This window comes from Catellatospora sp. NPDC049609 (assembly GCF_040675365.1).
Classification (GTDB): Bacteria; Actinomycetota; Actinomycetes; order Mycobacteriales; family Micromonosporaceae; genus Catellatospora.
Window position 1 is genome coordinate 84,816 of the sequence record NZ_JBFAOU010000006.1, and the last position, 26,625, is coordinate 111,440.

The following is a 26,625-nucleotide window of genomic DNA, read 5'->3' on the forward strand; positions in this document are numbered from 1 at the left end:
ATCTCCAGTGAGGGCATCCGCACCCGCGGCCGTCCCTGTGCAGCGCGCCACCCAGCCGCCGGTGTTCGAGTCGGGCCTGCCCCAGACCGCACCGACCCGGCCGGTGACCCCGACCTTCTCGGTCTGCATCGTGGTGCGGGACCGCCCGGTCCTGCTCGTGAAGGCCGTGGAGAGCGTCCTGGCGAACCACTTCACCGACTTCGAAGTCATGATCGTCGACGACGGCTCGCAGATCCCCGTCACCGAGGTGCTGTCCAAGGCCGGCGTGCTCTACGACGGCCGGATCCGGGTCATCCGGCAGCCCCCGACGGGCATCGCCCCCGCGCGCAACGCGGGGCTGCGGGCGGCCGCCGGCCGGTACATCACCGTGCTCGACTCCGACGACGAGCTCAGCCCGGACGCGCTGATGAAGCTGGAGCGCCTCATCGCCAGCACCGGGACCAACTGGATCTACGCGGACTACGAGGAGCTCTACTCCAACGGCTCGCGCAAGCGGATCCGCCTGCCCGAGTACCGCTCCTCGCAGGGCATGCTCATGGGCGTGCTCACCCGGCCGCGGCTGCCCTTCAAGCACTCGGGCACGACCGTCGAGCGGGCGCTGCTGGAGAGGATCGGCCACTACGACGAGTCGCTGCGCATCTTCGAGGACATCGAGCTGATGCTGCGCGCGCTGCGGTCCGGGGTCCGGCCGCAGCACCTGGCCCACCCGATCATCAGCTTCCGGCGGCACGACGGCAACGTCACCCGCGGCCGGCTGGACGGACTCGGCATCTGGTTCTCGCTCATCGAGACGTACCGCCCGCGGCGCCGGCCGGGGCTCGGCCTGATGATCAAAGGGCTGCGGGCGATGAGCGAGATAGGGAAGTGGCTTGTCAGCATCGGCCGTTGACGAGAAGGACGGCGCGGACGGCCGGCCGGCCACCGGAGCGGTGCGGCGCCACGCGGCGCCACCCGCCGGGGGACGGCTGCGCCGCACCGCGGTGAGCGTCGGCCTGCTGGGGCTGAGCCAGGTGGGGGTCACCCTCGCCGCGTTCGGCACGCAGATCGTGCTCGCCCGCACGCTGCCCCAGGTCGAGTTCGGTTTCCTGATGACCGTGCTCTCCCTGATCTCGCTCACCGCCCCGCTCGCCGTGGCGGGCGTCCCCGAGCTGTGGCTGCAGGTGTTCGGCCGCGAGGGCGCCGCGGCGTTCCGCTGGGTCCGGCGGTCGCTGTGGCTGGTGCTGGGAGGCACCGCCGTGCTGGCGGCCGTGCTGGTCGGCTGGGGAGTCCTGGAGGGCGTGCAGACCACGCACGGCTCGGTGCGGATCATGCTCGCCTCCGTGGTGCTCTCCCAGGCGGCGGCGAGCTGCGCCGCGTCGGCGCTGCAGCTGCAGGGCCGCTACTCCGCGGTCGCGATCCTGCAGTTCCTGCCGCACGTGGGGCGGATCAGCGTGGTCCTGCTCGCCTGGTGGCTCGACCTGTCGCTGTTCGGCGTGGCACTCGGCTACGCGGCCACCGCACTGGTCGCCGTGGTGCCGTGCCTGGTCGTCCTGCGTCCCTTCTGGACCGGGCGGACCCGGCTGGAGGGCCACGGCCTGGTCCGGGCGGGCGGCGCCCCGCCGCAGGCATGGCGCGCGCTGGTCGCGGCCGCGTCGCCGTTCATGCTGGGCAACGTGTTCTACCTGGTGGGTATGAACGGCGGCACGGTGGTGATCGGCGAGTTCCTGAGCCCCGAGGCCGCGGCGCTGATGGCCGTGCCGATGAGCGTGCTCGCCGCCGTCTACCTGATCCCGCGCGTCGTCTTCCAGCAGTTCCTGCTCGGCAAGCTGCACCGCTGGTCGAGCTCCGACAACGAGGCCGTCCTGATGGCGTACCGCTTCGGGTCGACCGGCATGCTGGCGTTCGGCACAGTGATCGCCGTGCTCGTCGGGGCGGTCGGCTGGTTCGGCATCCCGGTGGTGTTCGGCGGGGAGTACCAGGAGTCCGTCGCCGTCATGGCGGTGCTCGCCGCGGCGATCCCGCTGCGCTTCGCCGGCGCGGGCGTGGCCTCGCTGCTGACGACCGGGGGCCTGCTCCGCCGGAAGGTCGTCTACCAGGGCATCGGCGCCGGCATCTACGTGGTGGGGCTGATCGTCACGCTGCCCCTGTACGGGATGCTGGGTGGCGCCATCGCCACGGTCGTGGCCGAGGCCGCCCTGTTCGGCATGTTCTGGCAGGAGGTCGTCCGCAACGTGGTGGCCGGCGCCCCGGTGCCGAGCTGGGCACAGATTCGCAAGAGACTCACGAGGGACGGCTAGTGCGCAACGATCGGGACAGTATTCGTGCAGCGGCGAGAAACCCGCTGGTGGTCGGCTACTACGGCATGGAGAACGTGGGCGACAACGCCTTCTGCGTGGTGCTGGACTGGGCCCTGTCCGCGTACTGGGGCAGCGAGCAGCCGATCTTCGCCGCGCCGCCGATCGTCGACCTCCCCGCCGACCGCACCCGGATCGACCCCCGGTGGTACGAGGGCGAGCACGGTCTGAAGAACCGCGTCGGGTCCCTGCTGAGCCGGGCCAGCCTGATGCGCGAGGCGTCGATGGTGCTCTTCGGCGGCGGCTCGGTGTTCCGGGAGATGGGCCCGCTCAGCGAGAAGCGGATGTACTCGCTGTTCACCCGGGCGGCGGGCCGCCCGATGGCCGCCGTGGGCGTCTCCATCGGGCCGTTCCTCGACCCGGCCTCGCAGAAGCGGCTGACCGAGGTCATCAAGACCATGGACTACATCGCGGTCCGCGACCAGGCCTCGGTCGACGTGCTGCGCCAGGCCGGCTTCGGCGGGCAGCTCGTCGCCGCGGGCGACCTGGCGGGCCTGCTGCCCGAGGCGCTGGGCGAGCAGCTGCCGCCGGTCGCGCGCCCGTCCTACGGCGTGCGGCCCCGGCTGGGCGTGACGCTGCTGGGCGTGGACTACGAGTCGGCCGGGCGCGAGGCGCAGCTGCGCGAGGACGTGCTCATCGAGGGCATCCGCGACTTCGTGCAGAAGGAAGCCGTCGACGTGACCGTGTTCGTGTTCAACACGCACCCGGTGCACGGTGACGTGCGGGTGAGCGAGCGGCTGCGGGCGGCGGTCGAGGGGCTGTGCGACGTGCGGGTGGTGACGGCCGCCGACGGCGTGCGGGCGACGTGGCAGGCGATGAAGGAGTGCCACCTCGGCCTGCACATGCGGCTGCACGGCGCGATCTTCTCGTACGTCGCCGGCGTCCCGTTCGCGCTCGTGCCATACCAGCCCAAGTGCGATCACCTGCTCGACGAGCTGGGCCAGCCGGCGGGCCTGCGGCTGGGCCGGGTGCCCGACCACCCGGACGCCGTCGTGGGGGCGCTCGCGGCGATACTGGACACCAACCAGATGCCCGCGCTGGACCGGGAGGAGTTCGCCCACCGCGCGCGGATCAACTTCACCGCCGCTCCGTGGGCCGTTCGCGGCTAGCTGCCCGGGTGGGGGCCGTCCGCGTCGTCGTGGTAGCCCCCGGTCGGGTCCGCTCCGGTACGAGAAGAGAGGCGGTCGCGCGGTGATCCGGTCCCGACGCGCTGACATGGCCGCGAACATCTTCGCGGTCTGCGTCGTGCTGGTCCTCGTCGTGATCGCGCTGACCGCGGGAAAGAGCGCGTGGGACTCGCGGACGCAGGGGTCGCCGGCCGCCGCGCCGGCGCCCGCGCCCGAGCCCTCGCCCGCGGAGCCGTCGCTGCGCGCGTTCGCCCCGCAGGGGCTGCGCGTCGGCACGGCGGTGCGCGTCAAGACGTTGAACGCGGACTGGTCCTACCGGAAGGTGCTGGCCCGGGAGTTCAACGCGGTGACCGCCGAGAGCGAGATGAAGTGGGCCCAGCTCGAACCGTCCCGGGGTGAGTACGACTGGGCGGCCGCCGACCGGCTGGTCGACTTCGCCAAGACCAACCGGCAGTCGGTCTACGGCCACACCCTGGTGTGGCACACCGACCTGCCGTTCTGGTTGTCGCGGGTGACCTCGCCCGACGAGCTGCGCGAGCTGCTGCGCCAGCACATCACCAACGTGGTGTCCCGCTACAAGGGCAGGATCTGGGCCTGGGACGTGGTCAACGAGGTGCTGGCCGACGACGGCTCCGCCCTGCGCGACACGATCTGGCTGCGCAAGCTGGGCCCCGGCTACATCGCCGACGCGTTCCGCTGGGCGCACGAGGCCGATCCGCAGGCCGTGCTGTTCATCAACGACTACGGCGCGGAAGGGCGGGGCACGAAGTCCGACATGCTGTACCAGCTGGTCACCCGGCTGCGCGCGGAAGGCGTGCCGGTGCACGGGGTCGGCTTCCAGTTCCACATCGAGGCCGCCGCGCCCCCCGTGCGCATGCCGGAGAACCTGTCCCGGTTCACGGCGGCGGGTCTGAAGGTCGCGGTCACCGAGCTCGACGTCCGGATCAAGCTCCCGGCGAACCGGCAGAAGCTGGAGCAGCAGGCGCGGGCCTACCGGCAGGTGCTGGCGGTCTGCATGGACCAGCCGTCCTGCGTGTCGTTCACGCTGTGGGGCTTCACGGACGGGCACAGCTGGATTCCCGGATACCACCGCGGTTACGGCGCCGCCTGCGTGTACAACGCCGAGTTCGGGCCCAAACCGGCGTACACCGCGCTGCGCAGGCTGCTCACGGAGAGCCGGCTCGCGGCGGCCGGCCGCCCCCGTCCGGCCACGGCCTCCGCGACGCCGTGACTGGCCGCTGGTCCGACCTGGCCGGTCCGGACGGTCACTGTCTCGCCCAGGGCTAGGCAGATCAGCGCACATTGCATAAAGTGCTCAGCGCAGCGGCGCACGGGGCGCACGCGATCGGGAAGGCGCGAAGGGTGACCACAGACACCAAGGTCATGCCGAGGCTGTCGGACGGGCAGACGCCGACGTTCGACCCCGCCCTCGGTGTGATCGTCCCACCGGCCAACGGCATGCCGCGCTCGGTCTTCGCCCGCACCGGCACGCCCCGGGCGAGCTGGCACCGGCCGTACGTCGGCTGGCTCGTCCTGCTGGACTTCCTGGCCGCGCTGGCGGCCGGCAGCACCGCGATCACCCTTTTCGAGAAGGCCGACGCCGGGTTCCGCAACGATCCCGTGCTGGCCGGTCAGGTCAGCACGTTCCTGCTGGTGGCGAACGTCGGGGTGCCGCTGGGCTGGGTGCTGCTGCTCTGGGCCTGCGGGGCCTACCAGCGCCGGGCGCTGGGCATCGGCACCGAGGAGCTGACCCGGGTCTTCCGCGCCACGCTGGCGATGGCGGCGACGGTGTCGTTCCTGGCCTTCGCCTTCAAGAAGGACCTGTCGCGCATGACGGTGGTCGTGGTGATCGTCGCCATGGTGCTGTACACGCTGCTCGGCCGGTTCGTCGCGCGGCTGGTGCTGCACCGGTTCCGCCGCAAGGGCCGGCGTGCCTCGCAGCGCGTGCTGCTGGTGGGGACGATCTCGGACGCGATGGCCGTCTACACGGTCGCCTCGCGCAACCCGGCCGCGGGCCTGCGTCCCGTCGCCATCCACCTGCCCTCCTACCCGCGCGCGGGTGAGGCCGTGAGCGCCCCGATCCCCGTGTACGTCGGCTGGGAGCTGGTGCCGCTGGTCCGCGAGATCGGGGCGGACACCATCGCCGTGTGCGGGCCGGCCAGCCTCGAGTCGTACGAGCTGCGCAAGCTGGCCTGGCAGCTGGAGGGCACCGGCCTGGACCTCGTGGTGGTGCCGCAGGTGACCGACGTCACCGGCCCGCGCATCCACGTCCGGCCGGTGGAGGGCCTGCCGCTGCTGAACGTGGAGGAGCCCACCATCTCGGGCCTCTCGCTGCTGACCAAGATCCTGCTGGACCGGATCGCCGCGCTGGTCGGCCTGGTGCTGCTGAGCCCCTTCCTGATCGGCATCGCGATCGCGATCCGCCTCACCGACCGGGGGCCGGCCATCTTCCGGCAGACCCGCATCGGCTACCAGGGCAAGGCCTTCCGGGTCTGGAAGTTCCGCACCATGTACGTGGACGCGGAGCAGCGGCTGGAGGCGCTGCGCGACCAGAACGAGAGCGACGGCCTGCTCTTCAAGATCAAGGACGATCCGCGGGTCACCGGGATCGGGCGCTGGCTGCGCGCGCTGTCCATCGACGAGCTGCCCCAGCTGGTCAACGTGCTGATGGGCCAGATGTCGCTGGTCGGCCCCCGCCCGCTGCCCACGGAGGACGACGCCTACCAGGGCGACGTGCGCCGGCGGCTGCTGGTGCGACCGGGCATCACCGGTCTCTGGCAGATCTCCGGACGGTCGGACATCAGCTGGGAGGAGGCCGTCCGGCTCGACCTGTACTACGTCGACAACTGGTCGCTGGCCTACGACCTGGGCATCCTGTGGCGCACCGTCAGCGTGGTCCTGGCCAGCCGCGGAGCCTACTGACCGAGCAGACCGCGCCCTCTCGCCGAACGGCGGGGTGAACCTCTCCGGAGTGGGTGTAATACCCTGCGACGTATCCCTCTGCCGCACCCTCACCCCTTCCGGAGATCGATATGCCCCTGCGCGGAATGTCGACGCATGCCCTTGGAGCATTGCTGACGGCCGTGGCAGTGCTCGTCGGCGCCCCTGCGCCGGCGATCGCCGCCGCGCCGGAGTACTCGCTGGAGGAGCGGGCCAAGGCGATCACGACACCGTCCCTGGTGTTCCTCGAGACCCTCTACGAGGGGCAGTTCCAGGACGAGGTCACCGGCAAGCCGCTCTCCGACACGCCCGTGGTCGCGAGCTTTCGGTGCAGCGGGTTCGTCGTGAGCGCGGCGGGTTGGGTGGTCACCAGCGGCCGCTGCGTCCAGCCCACGGCCGAGTCGGTCGTGTGGGCCGCGGCGTACACGCTGGCCAGCGACAAGCTGAGCAAGAAGGAGATCGCCCCCAACCAGCTGGACTCCTACGCCGCACGGGTGGTGGACACCGCCCTCTTCTCCGACCTCAGCGGCGATCCCGTGGTGCGCGGCAAGCTGCACGGCCAGCTCGGCATCGGCACCGGAGGGCAGCAGCAGGCGCCGGCGATCAAGGGTGAGGTGCTGGCCGACCGGAAGCTGAACGAGGGCGACGTCGCGCTGGTCAAGCTGGAGGCGGAGAACCTCCCGGTCGTGCTGGCGGACAACTTCGAGATCAACCCGTCGTCCGGCTACTTCATCGCCGGGTACGGCACCAACGACACCAACGCGCGCGGCGGCACCTACACGGTCCGCACCAAGCCCAGCAAGATCGTGGGAGTGGACAAGTCGGGCGCTGCGCCGCGCTACCGCATGGACACCGACCTGGGCGGCTACAGCCACGGCGGGCCCGTGTTCGACGCCGCCGGGCGCGTCGTCGGCATGATCAACGGTAACCCGCGCGGGGACCGGCTGAACCGGCTGATCACCGACAGCGCGACGATCAAGTCGCTGCTGGACAGCGTCAACGTCGCCAACGCCCTGAGCCCCGGCGACCAGGCGTACCGGGCCGGGCTGAACGCGTACTTCGGCGGCCGCTACGCCGAGGCGGTCGAGCAGTTCGACAAGACGCTGGCGGCGTCGCCGGCGAACAAGTCCGCCGCGAGCTACCGCCAGCAGGCCGCCGAGCGGCTCGCGGTCGAGGGCGACGCCGGCTCGGGGGACTCGGCCAACCCGCTGCTCAACCCGGTGGTCCTGGCGCTCGCCGCCGTGCTGCTGCTCGGCCTGGTCGGCGTGGTCGTCTACCTGGCGACCCGCCGACGCCGCCGCGTCGCACATCCCTACGAGGGCCTGATGCCCATCTCCGCGGGTCCGTGGGCGCCGACCTCGGCCCAGCCCTACTCGGCGCCGCCGGGCACCTGGTGGGGCCAGACCGCCGGCGAGCACCCTGCGGTCATGATCCCCGCTCCGGAGCACGTGCCGACCCCGCAACCGCCCGCGCCGGCCGACGCGTACCAGGTGCCGCCACCGCCGCCGATCCCCGCGCCGCCTGCCACGTGGTCCGGGGGCGACGACTCGGGCCCGCCCACCGAGCCGCTGCCGCCGCGGGCCTGAGCTCGGGCACCAGGAGATTCACGGACCAGGCAATTCGGACGTACCTGGGCGCATCCGCGCACAGGTTACGTCCGAGCCTGGAACGCCTGCGGCGCAGGCCATTCGGCGGCTGCCACCTTCGAGTGCTCTTGCTCACATTAGGGCTGTGATAGTACAAATTCGCAGCGTAAGGTCGCCTGGTCAACGGATGTCACTCAGGCGTTCGGTGGATATGCCCGGAGTAAAAGCTGATCCAATCAGGCTTCCGTGACGACTACGGTCCTTCGGTCAGCATCACCCACCGGGGGTACATCTTGAATACTCTGCGATGGTCCGCCTCGAGGCTGGCCATTACCGTCGCTGCCGCACTGGTGGCCGGCGGTCTCGTGGCGGGATATCCGGCCACGGCCGAGCCCGCGCAGGAGACGGTCACCGTCAAGCGGGACGAGACAGGGCGGGTGCGGTCCGTCGGACCGGCCGCCGGCAAGTCCATCAAGGCCAAGTCGCTGAACGGCCGGGCGGTCACGTCGCCCGAGGACGCGGCCCGGTCCCACCTCAACCGCTACGCCGGGCTGTTCGGGGTGCGCGACGCGCAGCGCGAACTCGGCCTGGTCCGCACGGACACCCAGGGCGGCGCCAAGGTGCTCCGCTTCCAGCAGACCCTGCAGGGCCTGCCGGTCATCGGCGGCGAGCTCAACGTCCAGGTCGACAAGGACGGCAGCCTCGTCGGCATCAACGGCGAGACCACCGCGGCCGACTTCTCGGGGTCGGCGAAGGTGACCGCCAAGACGGCCCAGGACGCCGCCATCGCCAGCACCGCCAAGGCGGAGAAGGTCGCGGCCAAGACGCTGAAGGCCTCCAAGCCGGTGCTCTCGGCGTACGACCCCGCCCTGATCGGGGCCTTCGACGTGCGCAGCACCCGGGCCGTCTGGCAGATCGAGGTCCGCAGCACCGCCGACCGCTCGATCCGCCAGTACGTTCTGGTCAACGCCGACGACGGCCGGGTCGCGCTGAGCTTCTCGCAGACCGCGCACGCCAACGGCGCGCGCACCGTCTGCAACTTCGGCAACAACCCGACCATGGACAACCTGTGCCCGGGCAGCGCCCCCGTCGCCCGCACCGAGGGCCAGGGCGCCACCGGCGTCGCCGACGTCGACGCGGCCTACAACCTGTCGGGCGCGTTCCGTGACTTCCTGACGAGCATGGGCCGCAACAGCATCGACAACGCCGGCATGGACCTCATCTCGGCGGTGAACTTCTGCCCGGCCGGTGGCTCCTGCCCGTACGCGAACGCGTTCTGGGACGGCCACCAGATGACCTACGGCGCGGGTTACGCCTCGGCCGACGACGTGGTGGGACACGAGTTCACCCACGGCGTCACCGAGTACACCTCGAAGCTGCTGTACTACAGCCAGTCCGGCGCGATCAACGAGTCGATCTCCGACGTGCTGGGTGAGGCGTTCGACCAGGTGTCGAGCGGCCCGCCGGCGGGTGACGACAGCGCCGGTGCGAAGTGGCAGCTCGCCGAGGACATCCCCGGCGGTGCGATCCGCGACATGGCCAACCCGGCGCTGCACGACCAGCCGGACTCGACGGCCAGCCCGCTGTGGTGGTCGCACCCGTACGACAACGCCGGTGTGCACATCAACAGCGGTGTGGGCAACAAGACGGCCTACCTCATGACCGAGGGCGGCACGTTCGGCGGCTTCACCATCAACCCGATCGGCGACGTCCGCAAGACGGCGCGGATCTGGCTGGCGGCGGAGAACCTGCTGACCGCGGGCTCGGACTACACCGACCTGGCGTACGCGCTGCACCAGGCGTGCATCAACCTGACCAAGGACGCCTCGCTGGGCATCACGCAGGCCAACTGCACGTCGACCCTCTACGCCACGGGCGCGACCAAGATGTCGACCCCGTCGGTGGTGGACGGGTACCTCCCGCAGGCGCCGCGCTGCACCGCTCCGGCGACCAGCACCAACGCGCTGTTCGACAACTTCAACTGGCCGGCCAGCCCCACGCTGTTCACCGGCTGGTCCGAGTCGGGTTCCGCCTCGATCGACGGCGGCGTGCGCCCCAGCCACTCGGCGGGCAACGCGCTCTACATCCCGGACCCGTACCCGGACGCCGCGGCGTCGACGCACTGGGTGGCCCGCAGCGCCTACCTGCAGCTGCCCGCTGCCGGGCCGGTGTACGCGTACTTCAACCACCACTACTCGTTCGACTACATCGGCAACGACGGTGAGAACCCGCTGACTTACTTCGACGGCGGCCGCGTGCTGCTCCAGGTCGAGGGTTCCACCGCGTGGACGGCGCTGACGTCCGGATGGGTCAACGGTCCCACCAAGCCGCTGTACGACTTCGGCGGCAAATGGTTCAGCGGCGACAGCCTGGGCTGGGTTTCCAGCCGGGTGGACCTGACGGCCTACAAGGGCAAGAAGGTGAAGCTGCGCTTCGAGGTGCAGACCGACGGCGTCGACCCGGCCAGTGCCGCGTACGGCTGGTGGATCGACAACCTGCGGGTCTACAACTGCTCGGGCAAGCGCCCGCTGACCAACGACATCAACGGTGACGGCTACGGCGATCTGGCGATCGGCGAGCCGGGCCGGCAGATCTCCGGCCAGAACGGCGGCGGCGCGATCCGCGCCATGTACGGCCACTCGGGCGGCGTGGACCCGCTGGGCAACCAGCTCTACAGCCAGGACAACGCCTACGTGGCCGGCACCTCGGCCGGCAACGGCAACTTCGGCGCCGCGGTCGCGACCGCTGACGTCGACGCCGACGGGTTCGCCGACATCGCGGCGGGTTCGCCCGGCAGCCCGGTCAACGAGGGCGCGCTCACCCTGCTGCGTGGCACGGTTTGGGGTCTGACCGCACAGGGTTCGGCCTCCATCCCGGCCTCGGCGACGATTCCGGGCACGGGCCCGCACCGCTTCGGTGCGGCGGTCGCCGCCGGTGACTTCAACGGCGACGGCTTCGGCGACATCGCCGTCGGCGCGCCGGGCAACACCGGCAACCGCGGCGGCGTGAAGGTGATCTACGGCTCGGTCAACCGGCTCGTGGTCACCGCCGGCACCGCCAACTGGTTCACCCAGGACACCGGTGCCATCCCGGACACCGCCGAGGACGGCGACCTGTTCGGCGCGGCCCTGGCCGCGGGCGACTTCAACGGTGACGGGCGCACCGACCTCGCGGTCGGCGCTCCCGGCGAGAACGGTGCGGGCTCGGTGACGGTCCTGCTCGGCTCGGCCTCCGGCATCACCGCGACCGGGTCGCAGGCGTTCGAGCAGGGCGGCCTGGCGGACAGCAGCGAGGCGGGCGACGAGTTCGGCGCCGCGCTGGGCGCCGGTGACGTGACCGGTGACGGCAAGGCCGACCTCGCGGTCGGCGCGCCGGGCGAGGACACCGGTGCCGGTGCGATCTTCCTGATCCGCGGCACCACGACCGGCCTGACCACCGCGTCGAGCCAGGTCCTGCGCCAGGGTGCCGGGGTCGTCCCGGACACCGCCGAGGCGGGCGACCGCTTCGGTGCGACGGTCACCGTCGGTGACCTGAACGCCGACGGCAAGGCCGACGTCGCCGCGGCGGCTCCGAGCGAGGACCTCGGCGCGGCCACCGACGCCGGTGCCGTGATCACCCTGCCGGGCTCGACCACGGGCCTGACCACCGCCGGAGCGATCTGGCAGCAGGGTGCGAACGGGGTGACCGACACGGCCGAGACCGGTGACCAGTTCGGCACCGCGCTGCTCGCGTCGAAGATCCGCAACAGCACCAAGTTCGACCTGTTCGTGGGCGTTCCCCTCGAGGACGCGGGCTTCGTGGATCAGGGCATGATCCACTTCCTGCCGGCGTACGGGACGGGCACCATCCAGGGCTACACCCAGGGTGGCATGGTCGGCGGCGGTATGGTGTCGGCCAAGTTCGGTGGCGGTCTCGGCTGAGTCCGCACCGGTACTGAAGCATCAAGGAAGGGCCCGCTTCGGCGGGCCCTTCCGCTGTTCCCGGCCACCGTGCGCGAGGGCCGCCGATCCCTCCGTCGACGAGCATCCGGTCGTCCCACGCGGTGGCGGCAGCGGCGGCGGGGCAGCCGGGCGGTCTCCGTCGGGCAGGCCGCACCGTCCGAACGTGACGGAGAACCCCGGAGCAGTCATCGCGGCTGGCCCCTGCTCATCGGGCTGCGCGTCTGCTCGTCAAGCTGCATGTCTCTGCTCATCGCGCTGCGCGTCGGTTCGTCAGCTGCGCGCCTGATGACACGAAGCTCCGTTCCTGCTGTTCTGACAGCAGGAACGGAGCTTCGATCAGGTAGCGCCGCTGCTCGTGCGCAAGCTCGCCGACGTCGATGCTCCGTTGCCGGGATCGGGCCGAGGGACTGTCGGCCTGCCTCCGTTGGTGACGCGCCGGGGTGGCGCGGTCCTGGAGCGACGGGACGGCTCGCTCAGCGCTGGCGCGACTCGGGGTCGTACGCCGCGATGGCGTCCTTCGACAGGATCTCCGTCTGGTTCATGTTGCCCACGACGTCGCGGATCCTGGGCAGCATCGCGGTCTCGGCCGAGGCCACGGAGGACTGGACGGCCTGCGCGTGCTGCCTGGCCCACCAGGCGACGCCGGCCACGGTCCACAGCAGCGCGGGCAGCACCGGGTCTGCCAGGGCCGGGGACACCACCGAGGCCAGCGCCGCGAAGAGCACCGCCGCGACGGCCCACACGGCGCGGGTGTCCGGCACCGGCCGGGGGCCGCGGACACCGGCTGGAGCGGTGGGGGTCAGCAGGTCCCGGGCCACGGCGAACAGCCACACCAGGTAGACGATCAGGCCCATCAGCCCGGTCTCCACCACCAGCCGCAGCCAGAAGGAGTCGAGCTGCCCGGACCCGGTGCCGGGCGGGGAGGCGGCGGCACCGTCCACCGCGACGATCTCGGCGGACCGGCCGGTGCCGTGGCCCAGCAGCGGCCGGCTCTGCAGCTTCTGGACCGCCTCCATGACGCCCGAGCGGCGGTCGTCGGCCGCACCCGGGGCCGGTGACGTGTCCGGCTGCGGGGCGAAGGAGGTCGCCGCGCCGGTCGGTGCGGCGCTCGCGGCCGGTGCCGGCCGGTCGGTGCCGGGCCGGACGGCGACCGCCGCGGCCGTGCACGTCAGGAGGATCAGGCCCACCGCGAGAACGCGTCCGCGGTGCGCGCGGAGCAGCACCGCGACCAGCACGACGCCGGCGAGCGCGGCGGCCACGGACTCCCACGAGTAGGTGGCGGCCAGCGCGACGGCGGACCCGGCGACGGCGAGCCACCAGGCGGGCCCGACGCGGTCGCGGACCGCCAGCCACGCCGTCAGGCCCAGCAGCGCGAGACCGAGGGCGTACCCCAGCTGCTGCGGATGCGCCAGCAGCCCCTGCACGCGGTCCTGATCGGCCCAGGCCAGGTCGTCGTGGCCGACGGCCCGGTAGGCCGGGGAGCCGAGGGCGAGCTGTGCCAGCGCCGCGCCGACGTTGGCGGCGAGCAGGGCGGCCGGGATGGCCAGGATCGCGCCCAGCTTGGCCCAGGAGGTGTCCACGACCCGGAGGGCGTAGAAGACGGCGATGCCGCGCACGTACGTCAGCAGCGCCGGACCGGCGAGCGACGCCGCGACGTCGTTCACGACGGCCGACAGCACCATGACGAGGACCACGGCGAGCAGGGCGAGGTCGGCGCCGCTGCGGAGCCGTCCCCAGCTCCGGTCCACCAGGATCTTGAGGAGGGTCGCCGCGGTGAGCACGATGAGGATCAGGTCGGCCGGCCGGATCTGCACCGTGCCCGCGTCGAGGTCGAAGCTGCCGGCGGGCCTGCCCAGCAGCCCGGATTCGGTGCTGAGCAGGACCTCGGCCAGGGTGGCCGCGACGGCCAGCAGGATCACCAGGGACAGGCCCCGGGAGATCGGGCCGGGGCCGCGTCGCGCGCGGTGCTGCCGCGAGCCCGCGGCCCGCCCCGCCCCGGTCGCGGCCGGCGGTGGGTTCCGATCGTTCACAACAGCACTTCCCCGTGTTGCTTAGGTTTGCCGGCGGTCCGGGCGTCGGGGGCCGGACCGCTGGGGCGTTACTTCTTGGCCAGTGCCTTGAGCTGCGCGATGTCGTCGGCCACCAGTGCCTCGTAGAACGGCCCCACCTTGGCGGTGTCGGCCAGCACGACGCTCTCCGAACCCTTGCGGCCGGTGCCGGTGGTGGGGCTGGTGTAGAACTCCAGCGCGCCGCCCTTGATGCCGCGCAGTTCCAGGGCCGTGTCGAGCAGCGACATGGTCCGGTCGACCGAGACAGCGCCCGCGGTCGCGTTGAGGAAGGAGCTCAGCTTGCCGGGGCTGGACAGCAGGCCGCCGGAGGAGGCCTTGTTCACGATGGCCTTGATGACCTGCTGCTGGTGCTGGATCCGGGCGAAGTCGCCGGTGGCGAACTGCTTGCGCTGCCGGGCGTAGTCCAGCGCCTCGTCGCCGTCCATGACCTGCTTGCCGGCGGTGAAGCGGCGGAAGGGCGGGTGGATGGAGGTGAAGTTGCTCTCGACGGTGATCTCCACGCCGCCCAGGGCGTCCACGATCTCCTTGAAGCCGGCGAAGTCGATCACGATCACGTTGTCGATGCGGACCTTGGTGAACTTCTCGACGGTCTGCACCATCAGCGGGATGCCGCCCCAGGCGTACGCAGCGTTGATCTTCGCTTCGCGCCCTCCGTTGCCGTTCTTGGCCCGGGGGACGTGGACCCAGGTGTCGCGGGGGATGGAGATCAGCTGCGCGCTCGCGTGGTCCTTGGGCACGTGCGCCAGGATGATGGTGTCGGTGCGGGACCCGGCGGTGGCGTCCGGGTCGCGGGTGTCGCTGCCGAGGATCAGGTAGTTCTTGGTCTCGGGCTCGGCCTTCACCGGCCGCTCCGCCTCGGGGATCTCCTCGAAGGCGTCGACGCGCTCGATGCCGGAGTCGACCGAGCGCAGGTAGAGGCCGCCGGCCACCAGGCCGCCGCCGCCGAGCAGCGCGATCACCAGCAGGGTGATCAGGACGATGCGCTTGGCCTTCCGGCGCCGCCGCGACTGCTGCTTGCCGTCGGGCAACTCCGCTGCGGGGTCGACGAGCTGAGTCTCGTCATCGTCGGCGTGTCGGGAGTGGGACGGGTTCACAGAATGCGAGGGGGACCGGCGTGCCATGGCCGGGATCCTACTGAGTGTGAGACTGTTTCGGTGACCTGCTGTGATCAGCCAGCGGGGGCCGGTGCCGAATAGTGGCTATCGTCACAGCAGGTCAGCGCCGCTGCAGAGACCTCACGGGCGATGGCGGAAACGGCATGCTGCGACGGTCGGCAGCCGCATCCCCGCCATCGCCCGTCGCGGACGATTACGCGCTGGCGCCGAATGCCTGCTCCAGGATGGCCAGCCCCCGGTCGAGCTCGGCGTCGGAGATGACCAGCGGGGGCAGGAAGCGGAAGACGTTGCCCCAGGTGCCGCAGGTCAGCGTGAGCAGGCCGGCGGCGTGGCAGGCCTTGTTGACCGCGCCCGTCAGGACCGGGTCCGGATCGAGGGTGCCGGGCCTGGTCAGCTCGATCGCGACCATGGCGCCCCGGCCGCGCACCTGCGCGATCTGCGGGTACTTGCCGGCCAGCGTGGTCAGCCGCTCGGTCAGCGTCGCGCCGATGCGGCGGGCCGCGGCGGCGAGGTCCAGCTCGCGCATGGTCTCGATCGAGGCCAGCGCCGCCGCGCAGGCGAGCGGGTTGCCGCCGTACGTGCCGCCGAGGCCGCCGACGTGCACCGCGTCCATCACCTCCGCCCGGCCCGTCACGGCCGCCAGCGGCAGGCCGCCCGCGATGCCCTTCGCCGTGGTGATCAGGTCGGGCACCACCTGCTCGTGCTCGCTGGCGAACCAGTCGCCGGTCCGGCAGAAGCCGGTCTGGATCTCGTCGGCGACGAACAGCGCGCCGTTGGCCGAGGCCCACGACGCCAGCGCGGGCAGGAACCCGGGCGCGGGCACCACGAAGCCGCCCTCGCCCTGGATCGGCTCGATCACGACGGCGGCCACGTTGCCCGCTCCGACCTGCGTCGAGATCGCATCGATCGCCCGCGCCGCCGCCTGCTCGCCGGTCAGCCCGTCGTGCAGCGGGTACGACATCGGTGTCCGGTACACCTCTGGCGCGAACGGCCCGAAGCCGTGCTTGTAGGGCATGTTCTTCGCGGTCAGCGCCATGGTCAGGTTCGTCCGGCCGTGGTAGCCGTGCTCGAACACGATCACGGCCTGCCGCCCGGTGGCGTACCGGGCGATCTTCACGGCGTTCTCGACCGCCTCCGCGCCGGAGTTGAACAGCGCCGAGCGCTTCTCGTGCGCGCCGGGCGTCAGCTCGTTGAGCCGCTCGCAGACCGACACATACGACTCGTACGGCGTCACCATGAAGCACGTGTGGGTGAACCGCTCCACCTGCTCGCGCACCGCCGCGACCACCGCCGGGGCGCTGTTGCCCACGTTGGTGACGGCGATGCCGGCCGCGAAGTCGATCCACTCCCGCCCGTCGACGTCGGTCAGCGTGCCGCCCGAGGCGCGCTCGACGTAGGAGGACAGCACCGAGCCGACGCCGCGGGCCACCGCTCCGGCGCGGCGGGCGTGGAGGTCCGAAGAGGCGCTCACGGTCACTCTCCGATGTTGTGCATGACGTGCTTGACCCGGGTGTAGTCCTCAAGCCCGTACGCGGACAGGTCCTTGCCGTACCCGGACTGCTTGAAGCCGCCGTGCGGCATCTCGGCGACCAGCGGGATGTGCGTGTTCACCCAGACGCAGCCGAAGTCGAGCCGCCTGCTCAGCCGCATCGCGCGGCCGTGGTCGGCCGTCCACACGCTGGACGCCAGGCCGTAGCGGCAGTCGTTGGCGTACCGCAGCGCCTCGGCCTCGTCGGCGACCTTCTGCACGGTGATGACCGGGCCGAACACCTCGTCGGTGACGATCTCGTCGCCCTGGACCAGGTCCGCGACGACGGTCGGGGCGAAGAAGTAGCCGCGCTCGCCGACGCGCTCGCCGCCCGCCGTGATGCGCGCGTGCGCGGGCAGCCGCTCCAGGAAGCCGGTGACCTTGGCGAGCTGGTTGGCGTTGTTGAGCGGGCCGTAGAGCACGTCCTCGTCGTCGGGCGCGCCCGTCTTCAGGTTGCGCGCCTGCTCGGTGAGCGCCGCGACGAACGCGTCGTACGCCCCCTCGGTGACCAGCACGCGGGTGGCCGCGGTGCAGTCCTGGCCCGCGTTGAAGAACCCGGCGATCGCGATGCCCTCGGCGGCCGCGGCGAGGTCGGCGTCGTCGAAGACCATGACCGGGGCCTTGCCGCCCAGCTCCAGGTGGGTCCGCTTGAGCGCGGGCGCGGCCGAGGCGGCGACCTCGGACCCGGCCCGGGTGGAGCCGGTGATCGAGACCAGCGCCGGGGTCGGGTGCGCGACCAGCGCGCGTCCGGTGTCGCGGTCGCCGCAGACCACGTTGAACACGCCCGGCGGCAGGAACTCGCTCGCGATCTCGGCCAGCAGCAGCGTCGACATCGGCGTGGTGTCCGACGGCTTGAGCACCACCGTGTTGCCCGCCGCGATCGCCGGGGCGAACTTCCACACCGCCATCATCAGCGGGTAGTTCCACGGCGTGACCTGCGCGCACACGCCGATCGGCTCGCGGCGCACGTAGCTGGTCAGGTTCGCCATGTACTCCCCGGCGGAGCGCCCCTCCAGCAGCCGGGCGGCGCCCGCGAAGAAGCGGAGCTGGTCGATCGCCGGCGGCAGCTCCTCGCTCGCGGTCAGGTGCAGCGGCTTGCCGGTGTTGCGGCTCTCCAGCCGCACCAGCTCGTCGGCGCGCGCCTCGACCGCATCGGCGATCTTCAGCAGCGCCCGCTGCCGCTCGCTCGGCGTGGTGTCGCGCCACGTCTCGAACGCCGCGGCCGCCGCGGCCATGGCGTCCTCGACGTCCTGCTTGCCGGAGACGGGCGCGCTCGCGATCACCTCACCGGTGCACGGGTCGATCAGGTCCGCGTAGCCGCCGTCCACGGGCGCTACGTGCTTTCCGTTGATGAAGTTGGCCAGTGTCTCTGTCATCGGTGGCATAGCGCTATCCTCGCGACGAAATCCGCAACCAGCAAGGGTCTTGAGCAACTGTTTTCGTGCAGTAGGGTAGGTCTCATGGCCGATCAGACCCCGTACTGGATCGCGGGCTCCCCGGAGTCGAGCGACGACCTCGTCGTCGTCCGTAACCCCTACGACGGTCGGGTGGTCGGTCAGACCGCCAACGCTACGCCTGAACAGGTCGAAAACGCCGTCGCCGCAGCGGTGAAGGCCGCGCCGGAGGCGGCCCGGCTGCCCGCCGCGGCCCGCGCCGCCGCCCTCGACCACGTGAGCCGGCGGCTGGCCGAGCGCGGCGACGAGGTGGCCGCGCTGATCTGCGCCGAGAACGGCAAGCCGCTCATGTGGGCCAAGGCCGAGCTGGGCCGCGCCGTGTCGACCTTCCGCTGGGCCGCCGAGGAGGCGCGCCGGTTCTCCGGCGAGCTGATGCGGCTGGACACCGACCCGGCCGCGGCCGGCCGGATGGCGATCGTCCGCCGCTTCCCCAAGGGGCCGGTGCTCGGCATCAGCCCGTTCAACTTCCCGCTGAACCTGGTCGCGCACAAGGTCGCCCCGGCGATCGCCGTCGGCGCCCCGATCATCGTCAAGCCGGCCCCGGCCACCCCGCTGTCCGCGCTGCTGCTCGGCGAGCTGCTGGCCGAGACCGACCTGCCCGCGGGCATGTTCTCCATCGTGCCGATCCCCAACGACCGGGCGCCCGCGCTGGTCGCCGACCCGCGGCTGCCGGTCGTCTCGTTCACCGGCTCCGGCCCCGTCGGCGCCGCGATCCAGGCCGCCGTGCCGCACAAGCACGTCACCCTGGAGCTGGGCGGCAACGCCGCGGCCGTGGTCTGCGCCGACTACCGCGACCTGGCCTGGGCGGCGCAGCGCATCGCCCTGTTCGGCAACTACCAGGCCGGGCAGAGCTGCATCGCGGTGCAGCGCGTCATCGTGCACCGCGACCAGGCCGAGGCGTTCGTGCCGAAGCTGGTGGAGGCGGTGCGGGGCCTGCGTACCGGCGACCCGGCCGCACCGGACACCCAGGTCGGCCCGCTGATCAACGAGGCTGCCGCGGAGCGCGTGGCGAGCTGGGTCGACGAGGCCGTCGCGGCCGGGGCCCGCGTGCTGGTGGGCGGCGTCCGCGACGGGGCGAACTACGCCCCGACCGTGCTGGCCGACGTGCCCGCCACCGCCAAGGTCGCCTGCGACGAGGTCTTCGGGCCGGTGCTGGTGGTCTCCACCGTGGACTCGGACGAGGCCGCGTTCGCGGCGGTCAACGACTCGGCCTTCGGCCTGCAGGCCGGGGTGTTCACCGCCGACCTGCAGACGGCGTTCGCGGCGCACGCGACGCTCCAGGTGGGCGGCGTGATCGTCGGCGACGTGCCGTCGTTCCGCGCCGACCAGATGCCGTACGGCGGGGTCAAGGGCTCCGGCACCGGCCGCGAGGGCCTGCGCAGCGCCATGGACGACTACACCGACCCCCGAGTGATGGTGCTCACGGGCCTCCAGCTCTGAGTGCCGACCATCCGACACCTGCCTGCACGGACTCCGCCCACGCTGCGACGACGGCCGTGGGCGGAGTCCTCCGTTCACAGGACTGTTCGCGCGCCAGTCCCGGGTACGTGACAGACGGTGGTTAGGGTGAGCGTTTAGTCGAGGTATGAGGAGTAGCCGTGTCTGACCTGTCCCAGATCGTCAAGGCGTACGACGTCCGCGGCACCGTGCCGGACCAGCTGAACGAGCCGGTGGCCGGCGCGCTGGGCCGGGCGTTCGCGCGGACGCTGCGGGCGCTGGGGGAGGACCGCGGCACCGTCGTGGTCGCGCACGACATGCGCGAGTCAGGTCCGGCCCTGGTCAAGGCGTTCACCGACGGCGTACGCGCCGAGGGCATGAACGTGGTCAACGCCGGTCTCGGCTCCACCGACCTGCTGTACTACGCCTCCGGCATCCTGGACCTGCCCGGCGCGATGTTCACCGCCAGCCACAACCCGGCCCAGTACAACGGCATCAAGCTGTGCTTCGCGGGCGCGAAGCCGGTCGGCCAGGCCAGCGGGCTGTCCGCGATCCGCGACGGCGCCCAGGCGCTGCTCGACTCGGGCGAGGAAATGCCCGAGCCGGCCGGCACGATCGAGACCCGGGAGCTGCTCGCCGACTACGCGGCGCACCTGCGCACGCTGGTGGACCTGAGCGGGATCCGGCCGCTGAAGGTGGTCGTCGACGCCGGCAACGGCATGGGCGGGTACACCGTGCCCGCGGTGCTCGGCGACGCGGTGCTGCCGGCGCTGCCGCTGGAGATCGTCCCGCTCTACTTCGAGCTGGACGGCTCGTTCCCGAACCACGAGGCCAACCCGCTGGAGCCGGCGAACCTGGTGGACCTGCAGGCCGCGGTACGCGAGCACGGGGCCGACCTGGGCCTGGCCTTCGACGGCGACGCCGACCGCTGCTTCGTGGTCGACGCCGAGGGCGCGCCGGTCTCCCCGTCCGCGGTGACCGCGCTGGTCGCCACGCGCGAGCTGGCGAAGTACCCGGGCGCGACGATCATCCACAACCTGATCACCTCTTCGGCCGTGCCGGAGATCGTGCGCGAGCAGGGCGGTGTCCCGGTGCGCACCCGGGTGGGGCACTCCTTCATCAAGGCGGAGATGGCGAGCACCGGCGCGGTGTTCGGCGGCGAGCACTCGGCGCACTACTACTTCCGCGACTTCTGGGGTGCGGACACCGGCATGCTGGCCGCGATGCACGTGCTCGCGGCGCTCGGCGAGCAGGACGGCCCGCTGTCGGAGCTGGGCCGCCGCTACGAGCGCTACATCTCGTCGGGTGAGATCAACTCGGTGGTGGCCGACCAGGGCGCGAAGCTGGCGCAGGTGCGGTCCCACTTCGCCGGCGAGGAGCAGGACGAGCTGGACGGCCTGACCGTCTCGTTCGCCGACGGCGCCTGGGTCAACCTGCGCGCCTCCAACACCGAGCCGCTGCTGCGGCTGAACGTCGAGGCCCCGACGCAGCAGCGGATGTCGCAGCTGCGCGACGAGGTGCTCAAGCTGGTCCGTGGGTAGGCTGCTCGCGGAACGTGCGAGTCACCCGGTGCGGCGCGCAAGCGGCGGCGGACCGGGTGGCTCCGGGCTCAGCCGGTGATCTGAAGGAGACCGACGTGTCGCTCGCCCCGCAACTGCTCGAAGTGCTGGCCTGCCCGGCGGAGGACCACGCCCCGCTGCGGCACGACCCCGACGCGCAGACGCTGACCTGCACCTCCTGCGGCCGGGTGTACCCGGTCCGGGACGGGCTGCCGGTGCTGCTGCTCGACGAGGTGCTGACCGAACCGGCGGGTGAGTGATGGGCGCTCCCATCGACGGCTCCGCCGGCGTACGCGGCAACCGCTATTTCGACGAGGCGCTGCTGGACAACGCGCCGGCGCTGGCCGCGCGCGACCCCGGAGGCATGCTCCGGGCGATCGCGTCGGCCGGGGCGCAGGTGCGCGAGGCGACGTCGCTGACCGCCGAGGTGGACCTGACGCACCTGGCCGACGAGGGCCGGCCGCGCGCGGTCGTGGTGGTCGGCGCGGGCACCGCGGCACGCACCGGTGACATCCTCACCACCATCGCCGGGCCGCGCTGCCTGGTGCCGGTGCTGACCCACCGCAGCGTGGAGGTGCCGGGCTGGATCGGCGCCGCCGACGTGGTGCTGGCCGTGTCGGCGTCGGGCCGCTCGCCCGAGGCGCTGGCCGTGGCCGAGGCGGCGGGCCGCCGCGGCGCCCGGCTGGTGGGCATCGGCGCGCCGGGCTCGCCGCTGCAGTCGGTGGCCGAGCGCTACCGTGCCCCGTTCATCCCGGTGCCCCGCCGCGGCGCGGCGCGGGCGAACCTGTGGGGCCTGACCGTGCCGGTGCTGCTGGCCGCCCGTGCCCTGGGCCTGGTCAAGGTCAACGAGGCGGACCTGGCGGAGAGCGCGACCCGGCTGGACCAGGAGGCCGACCGCTGCCGCCCGACCGCCGAGACGTTCGTCAACCGGGCCAAGACGCTCGCCCTGAACCTGGCCGGCTCGGTTCCGGTGATCTGGGGCGACTCGCCGCTGGCCGCGGTCGCGGCGGTCCGCTACGGCGACATGCTCTCCGCCAACGCCCGCTACCCGATCGTCACCGACGCGCTCGGCGAGGCCGGCCGTGGCCGGGTCGGTCTGCTCGACGGCGTGTTCGGCGCGCTCGCGGCGGCCGAGCGGGACATCTTCGCTGATCCGGAGCTCGACGGCGTGACGGCCGACCCTCCGCGTCTGCGCGTGGTGCTGCTGTGCGACGGTGGTCTCGCCGACGAGAACAGTGCGGCGCAGACGACGGACCGGCGAGCCGAGGTGGTGCAGGACATCGCGGCGAGGCGCGGGATCGAGGTGGACGTGCTCACCGCCGAAGGCGGATCGGCGCTGGAGCGGTTCGCCTCACTGGTCGCGGCGACTGACTTCGCCTCGGTCTACCTCGGCCTCGGGCATGGCCTGGACCCGATGGCGGTGCCGGCCGTCACGGAGCTGAAGGAGCAGTTGCGCAAGTGAGCATCCGAGGCGAGCTCAACAACTACATGCACTACGGGGTGTCGGCGTGAGCGCGGGCGGCGGGACGAAGGCGATCGTCGCGGCGCTGCTGGCCAACGTCGGCATCGCGATCACCAAGTTCATCGCGTGGGCCCTGTCCGGGTCGTCGTCGATGCTCGCGGAGGCGATCCACTCGGTCGCCGACTCGGGCAACCAGGTGCTGCTGCTGTTCGGCGGCCGCCGGGCCAAGCGGGAGGCGACGCCGCTGCACCCGTTCGGCTACGGCCGGGAGCGGTACATCTACGCCTTCATCGTGTCGATCGTCCTGTTCAGCGTGGGCGGCCTGTTCGCACTGTATGAGGCGTACCACAAGTACCACGAGGCGATCGACTCGCCGGACCGGGGCGCGATCACGAGCTGGCAGTGGCTGCCGGTCACGGTGCTGATCGTCGCGATCGTCCTGGAGTCGTTCTCGTTCCGGACCGCCATCGTCGAGTCCAACGCGGTGCGTGGCAAGGCCTCGTGGAAGGAGTTCGTCCGCCGGGCGAAGGCGCCGGAGCTGCCGGTGATCCTGCTGGAGGATCTCGGCGCGCTGGTGGGTCTGATCCTGGCCCTGTTCGGCGTGTCGATGACCCTCATCACGGGCAACGGTCTCTGGGACGCCGCGGGCACTATGATGATCGGCCTGCTGCTGGTGGTCATCGCGATCATCCTGGCGGTCGAGACGAAGAGCCTGCTGCTGGGCGAGTCGGCGACCGACGAGGACGTCAAGGCGATCTCCGCCGCCATCACCGACGGGCCCGAGGTGGAGCGCGTGATCCACATGCGCACCCTGCACCTCGGCCCGGAGGAGCTGCTGGTCGCAGCCAAGATCGCGGTCCGGCACGACGAGTCCGCGGACGAGGTGGCCAAGGGCATCGACGCGGCGGAGGCCCGGATCCGGGCGGCCGTCCCGATCGCCCGGGTGATCTACCTAGAGCCGGACATCTACTACCAGAAGGGCTGACCGTGCGCCGACTCCACAACCGGATCCGGCCCTACGCGTGGGGCTCGCGCGAGGTCATCGCGCGGGTGCAGGGCCGGCCCGTGCCCAGCGATGGGCCCGAGGCCGAGCTGTGGGTCGGTGCACATCCCGACTGCTCCTCACTGGTGGACGGCGAACCGCTGGCCGACGTGATCGCGTCGGCGCCGGGCGACCTGCTCGGCGCCGACGCGCTGTCCCGGTACGGCGCGCGCCTGCCGTACCTGCTCAAGCTGCTGGCGGCGGAGCGGTCGCTGTCCCTGCAGGCACACCCCGACGCGCGCCAGGCGGCCGACGGCTACGCCGCCGAGGACGCCGCGGGCGTGCCGCGTGACGCGGCCCACCGCAGCTACGTCGACGCCAACCACAAGCCCGAGCTGCTGGTGGCGTACACCGACTTCGAGGCGCTGTGCGGGTTCCGCCCGGCGCAGGAGTCGGCGGAGCTGGTGGACGCGCTCGGCGTCACCTCGCTCAAGCCGGTGGTCGGCGCGCTGGCCGTCGGCGACCTGCGCGAGGCCGTACGCATGCTGCTGTCCTGGCCCGCGCACACCCGGGCGGAGCTGGTGGAGCAGGCCGTGGCGGCGTCCGGGGCACTGCCTGACGGCCCGGCCGGCGGCGGACCGCGCGGGCTGGTGCGGCTGCTCGCGCACGACTACCCGGGTGACGTCGGCGTGCTGGTGGCGCTGCTGCTCAACCACGTGGTGCTGGCGCCCGGCCAGGGCATCTGGATGCCCGCCGGCAACCTGCACGGCTACCTGCGCGGCGCCGGGGTCGAGATCATGGCGGCCAGTGACAACGTGCTGCGCGGCGGGCTGACCCCCAAGCACGTGAACGTGCCCGAGCTGCTGCGGGTGCTGCGCTTCGAGCCGCTGCACGCCCCGGTGCGCGACCCCGAGCCGGTGGCCCCGGGCGTGGTGACCTGGTCGGTGCCGGTCGACGACTTCCGCCTGCACCGCGTCCGGCTCGACGGCGCGGTCGGCGAGGCGGCGCTGGAGCCCGCGGGCCCGCGGACCGCGTTCTGCGTCGAGGGCACGGTGACCGTCCGCGACGGCGCCGGGTCGGCGCGGCTGTCCGGCGGCGAGGCCGCGTTCGGCGCCGCGGACGGCGGCAAGATGATCTTCTCGGGCGCGGGAGAGGCGTACCTGGCCTCGCTCTGAGCGGCCCGCATTCCATAACGGACGACGGTCCGCCCGGTTGAAAATGATCCCCATTTCTCAACCGGCGGGCCGTTTTCCGTGCCCGGAGACGTGTCGCGCCGCGGCGCGCCGTACGACTTGTCGGTTCTGCTTGACAGCGGAAACGCGGAGTGTAGCCTTTTAACCACGCAGCGTTATCGGGATCATCACCGTCCGGGTCACGCGCGGGGGAACCAAACCGGGGGGAGTGTGGCCCGGTTCCTGAGGCGGAGGGTCCGTCCGGGAACCGGGCCACACGTATGAGACGGCCGACCCACCGCCGGCGACCGGTTCTCCGCCGTAGGCGCCCCCCGGCGTAGGCTGTAGCACGCACTGGTCAGCCGACCGATTGGGAGTTCATCTATGGCCCGCACCCTTGCCCCCGGCGACTTCAAGGTCGCCGACCTCTCCCTCGCGGCCTTCGGCCGCAAGGAGATCCAGCTCGCCGAGCACGAGATGCCCGGCCTGATGGCGGTACGCCGCGAATACGCGTCCGCGCAGCCGCTGGCGGGGGCACGCATCGCCGGCTCGCTGCACATGACCGTGCAGACCGCGGTGCTGATCGAGACGCTGGTCGCGCTGGGCGCCGAGGTGCGCTGGGCCAGCTGCAACATCTTCTCCACCCAGGACCACGCCGCCGCCGCGATCGCGGTCGGCCCGGAGGGCTCCGTCGACGCCCCCGCCGGCGTGCCGGTGTTCGCCTGGAAGGGCGAGACGCTGGAGGAGTACTGGTGGTGCACCGAGCGGATCCTGCAGTGGCCGGACGGCGCGGGCCCGAACATGATCCTCGACGACGGCGGTGACGCCACGCTGCTGGTGCACAAGGGCGTGGAGTTCGAGGCGGCCGGCGCGGTGCCGTCGCCGGAGAGCGCCGACTCCGAGGAGTACGCCATCATCCTGGGCGTGCTGCAGCGCTCCCTGGTCGAGGACGCCAAGCGCTGGACGAACATCGCCGCGGGCATCAAGGGCGTGACCGAGGAGACCACCACCGGCGTGCACCGCCTCTACGAGATGCAGCAGACCGGCACGCTGCTCTTCCCGGCGATCAACGTCAACGACTCGGTCACCAAGAGCAAGTTCGACAACAAGTACGGCTGCCGCCACTCGCTCATCGACGGCATCAACCGCGCCACCGACGTGCTGATCGGCGGCAAGGTCGCGGTCGTGGCCGGCTACGGCGACGTGGGCAAGGGCTGCGCCGAGTCGCTGCGCGGCCAGGGCGCCCGGGTGATCGTCACCGAGATCGACCCGATCTGCGCGCTGCAGGCGGCGATGGACGGCTACCAGGTCGCCACCATGGAGGACGTGGTGGAGACGGCCGACATCTTCGTCACCTCGACCGGCTGCAAGGACGTCATCACGGCCGACCACATGAGCCGGATGAAGCACCAGGCGATCGTGGGCAACATCGGCCACTTCGACAACGAGATCGACATGGCCGGGCTCGGGCGGCTGCCCGGGATCGAGAAGATCAACATCAAGCCGCAGGTCGACGAGTGGCGCTTCGCCGACGGCCACTCGATCATCGTGCTCTCCGAGGGCCGCCTGCTGAACCTGGGCAACGCGACCGGCCACCCGTCGTTCGTGATGAGCAACAGCTTCACCAACCAGGTCATCGCGCAGATCGAGCTGTTCACCAAGCTCGACCAGTACCCGATCGGCGTCTACACGCTCGCCAAGCACCTGGACGAGAAGGTGGCCCGGCTGCACCTGGCCGCGCTCGGCGTCCGGCTCACCGAGCTGACCAAGCCGCAGGCCGACTACCTCGGCGTGCCGGTCGAGGGCCCGTACAAGCCGGACCACTACCGGTACTGAGCCGCCACCGCATGAGCGAAGGCCGGTGTCGGCCCCGGCCGGGCCGGATCGCGAGAAATCCTCAGCGGATGCCGGCGGTCGCCG

Annotated in this window: 18 protein-coding genes; 14 read left to right on the forward strand and 4 right to left on the reverse strand. The window is 71.9% G+C overall.

Translation table 11 applies throughout. The features are described from left to right. Positions 1-7 precede the first annotated feature (7 nt). The 7 genes from AB0J67_RS03165 (at position 8) to AB0J67_RS03195 (ending at position 11,906) form a co-directional block, all read left to right on the forward strand. Positions 8-889, forward strand: coding sequence for a glycosyltransferase (locus tag AB0J67_RS03165; protein WP_363475666.1), 882 nt, complete (start codon positions 8-10; stop codon positions 887-889). Next, a complete protein-coding gene (locus tag AB0J67_RS03170) occupies positions 870-2,276 on the forward strand; it encodes an oligosaccharide flippase family protein (RefSeq protein WP_363475668.1) in 1,407 nt (468 codons plus the stop codon). Before AB0J67_RS03165 ends, AB0J67_RS03170 begins: the two co-directional genes overlap by 20 nt. Beyond that, entirely contained in the window at positions 2,276-3,442 is a 1,167-nt protein-coding gene (locus AB0J67_RS03175; protein WP_363475670.1) for a polysaccharide pyruvyl transferase family protein, read from the forward strand. Before AB0J67_RS03170 ends, AB0J67_RS03175 begins: the two co-directional genes overlap by 1 nt. 106 nt (positions 3,443-3,548) lie before the next feature. Beyond that, positions 3,549-4,691: an endo-1,4-beta-xylanase gene (locus AB0J67_RS03180; RefSeq protein ID WP_363475672.1), complete on the forward strand. Its 1,143-nt coding sequence runs from the start codon at positions 3,549-3,551 to the stop codon at positions 4,689-4,691. 227 nt (positions 4,692-4,918) lie between these two features. Then, complete coding sequence (locus tag AB0J67_RS03185) at positions 4,919-6,382, forward strand: sugar transferase (RefSeq protein ID WP_363475704.1); 1,464 nt, start codon at positions 4,919-4,921, stop codon at positions 6,380-6,382. 161 nt (positions 6,383-6,543) lie between these two features. Beyond that, complete coding sequence (locus tag AB0J67_RS03190) at positions 6,544-7,986, forward strand: trypsin-like peptidase domain-containing protein (RefSeq protein WP_363475674.1); 1,443 nt, start codon at positions 6,544-6,546, stop codon at positions 7,984-7,986. A 350-nt stretch (positions 7,987-8,336) separates the two neighbouring features. Continuing rightward, entirely contained in the window at positions 8,337-11,906 is a 3,570-nt protein-coding gene (locus tag AB0J67_RS03195; protein ID WP_363475676.1) for a M4 family metallopeptidase, read from the forward strand. Positions 11,907-12,400: 494 nt separating this feature from the next. Here AB0J67_RS03195 and AB0J67_RS03200 read toward each other — a convergent pair whose 3' ends face one another. The 4 genes from AB0J67_RS03200 to AB0J67_RS03215 form a co-directional block, all read right to left on the reverse strand. Continuing rightward, entirely contained in the window at positions 12,401-13,957 is a 1,557-nt protein-coding gene (locus tag AB0J67_RS03200; protein WP_363475678.1) for an O-antigen ligase family protein, read from the reverse strand. 68 nt (positions 13,958-14,025) lie between these two features. Then, entirely contained in the window at positions 14,026-15,117 is a 1,092-nt protein-coding gene (locus AB0J67_RS03205) for an LCP family protein (protein ID WP_363475680.1), read from the reverse strand. Positions 15,118-15,304: 187 nt separating this feature from the next. Then, positions 15,305-16,582: a 4-aminobutyrate--2-oxoglutarate transaminase gene (gene gabT, locus AB0J67_RS03210; RefSeq protein WP_363475682.1), complete on the reverse strand. Its 1,278-nt coding sequence runs from the start codon at positions 16,580-16,582 to the stop codon at positions 15,305-15,307. 2 nt (positions 16,583-16,584) lie between these two features. Then, entirely contained in the window at positions 16,585-18,015 is a 1,431-nt protein-coding gene (locus AB0J67_RS03215; protein WP_363475684.1) for a gamma-aminobutyraldehyde dehydrogenase, read from the reverse strand. An 84-nt stretch (positions 18,016-18,099) separates the two neighbouring features. Between AB0J67_RS03215 and AB0J67_RS03220 the strand changes: the two genes are divergently transcribed. The 7 genes from AB0J67_RS03220 to ahcY all read left to right on the forward strand — a co-directional run bounded on the left by AB0J67_RS03220 (position 18,100) and on the right by ahcY (position 26,541). Further along, positions 18,100-19,533: an aldehyde dehydrogenase family protein gene (locus AB0J67_RS03220; protein WP_363475686.1), complete on the forward strand. Its 1,434-nt coding sequence runs from the start codon at positions 18,100-18,102 to the stop codon at positions 19,531-19,533. 158 nt (positions 19,534-19,691) lie between these two features. Next, positions 19,692-21,071, forward strand: coding sequence for a phosphomannomutase/phosphoglucomutase (locus AB0J67_RS03225; RefSeq protein ID WP_363475688.1), 1,380 nt, complete (start codon positions 19,692-19,694; stop codon positions 21,069-21,071). A gap of 95 nt (positions 21,072-21,166) precedes the next feature. Then, positions 21,167-21,349: a Trm112 family protein gene (locus tag AB0J67_RS03230; RefSeq protein WP_363475690.1), complete on the forward strand. Its 183-nt coding sequence runs from the start codon at positions 21,167-21,169 to the stop codon at positions 21,347-21,349. Beyond that, on the forward strand, positions 21,349-22,551 hold the full coding sequence (locus AB0J67_RS03235; protein ID WP_363475692.1) for an SIS domain-containing protein: 1,203 nt from the start codon (positions 21,349-21,351) through the stop codon (positions 22,549-22,551). Before AB0J67_RS03230 ends, AB0J67_RS03235 begins: the two co-directional genes overlap by 1 nt. Before the next feature lie 46 nt (positions 22,552-22,597). Beyond that, entirely contained in the window at positions 22,598-23,536 is a 939-nt protein-coding gene (locus tag AB0J67_RS03240) for a cation diffusion facilitator family transporter (RefSeq protein WP_363475694.1), read from the forward strand. A 2-nt stretch (positions 23,537-23,538) separates the two neighbouring features. Further along, positions 23,539-24,708 (forward strand): mannose-6-phosphate isomerase, class I, encoded by a 1,170-nt coding sequence (gene manA / locus AB0J67_RS03245; RefSeq protein WP_363475696.1) that lies wholly within the window; start codon positions 23,539-23,541, stop codon positions 24,706-24,708. A gap of 381 nt (positions 24,709-25,089) precedes the next feature. After that, entirely contained in the window at positions 25,090-26,541 is a 1,452-nt protein-coding gene (gene ahcY / locus AB0J67_RS03250) for an adenosylhomocysteinase (protein WP_363475698.1), read from the forward strand. Positions 26,542-26,625 lie beyond the last annotated feature (84 nt).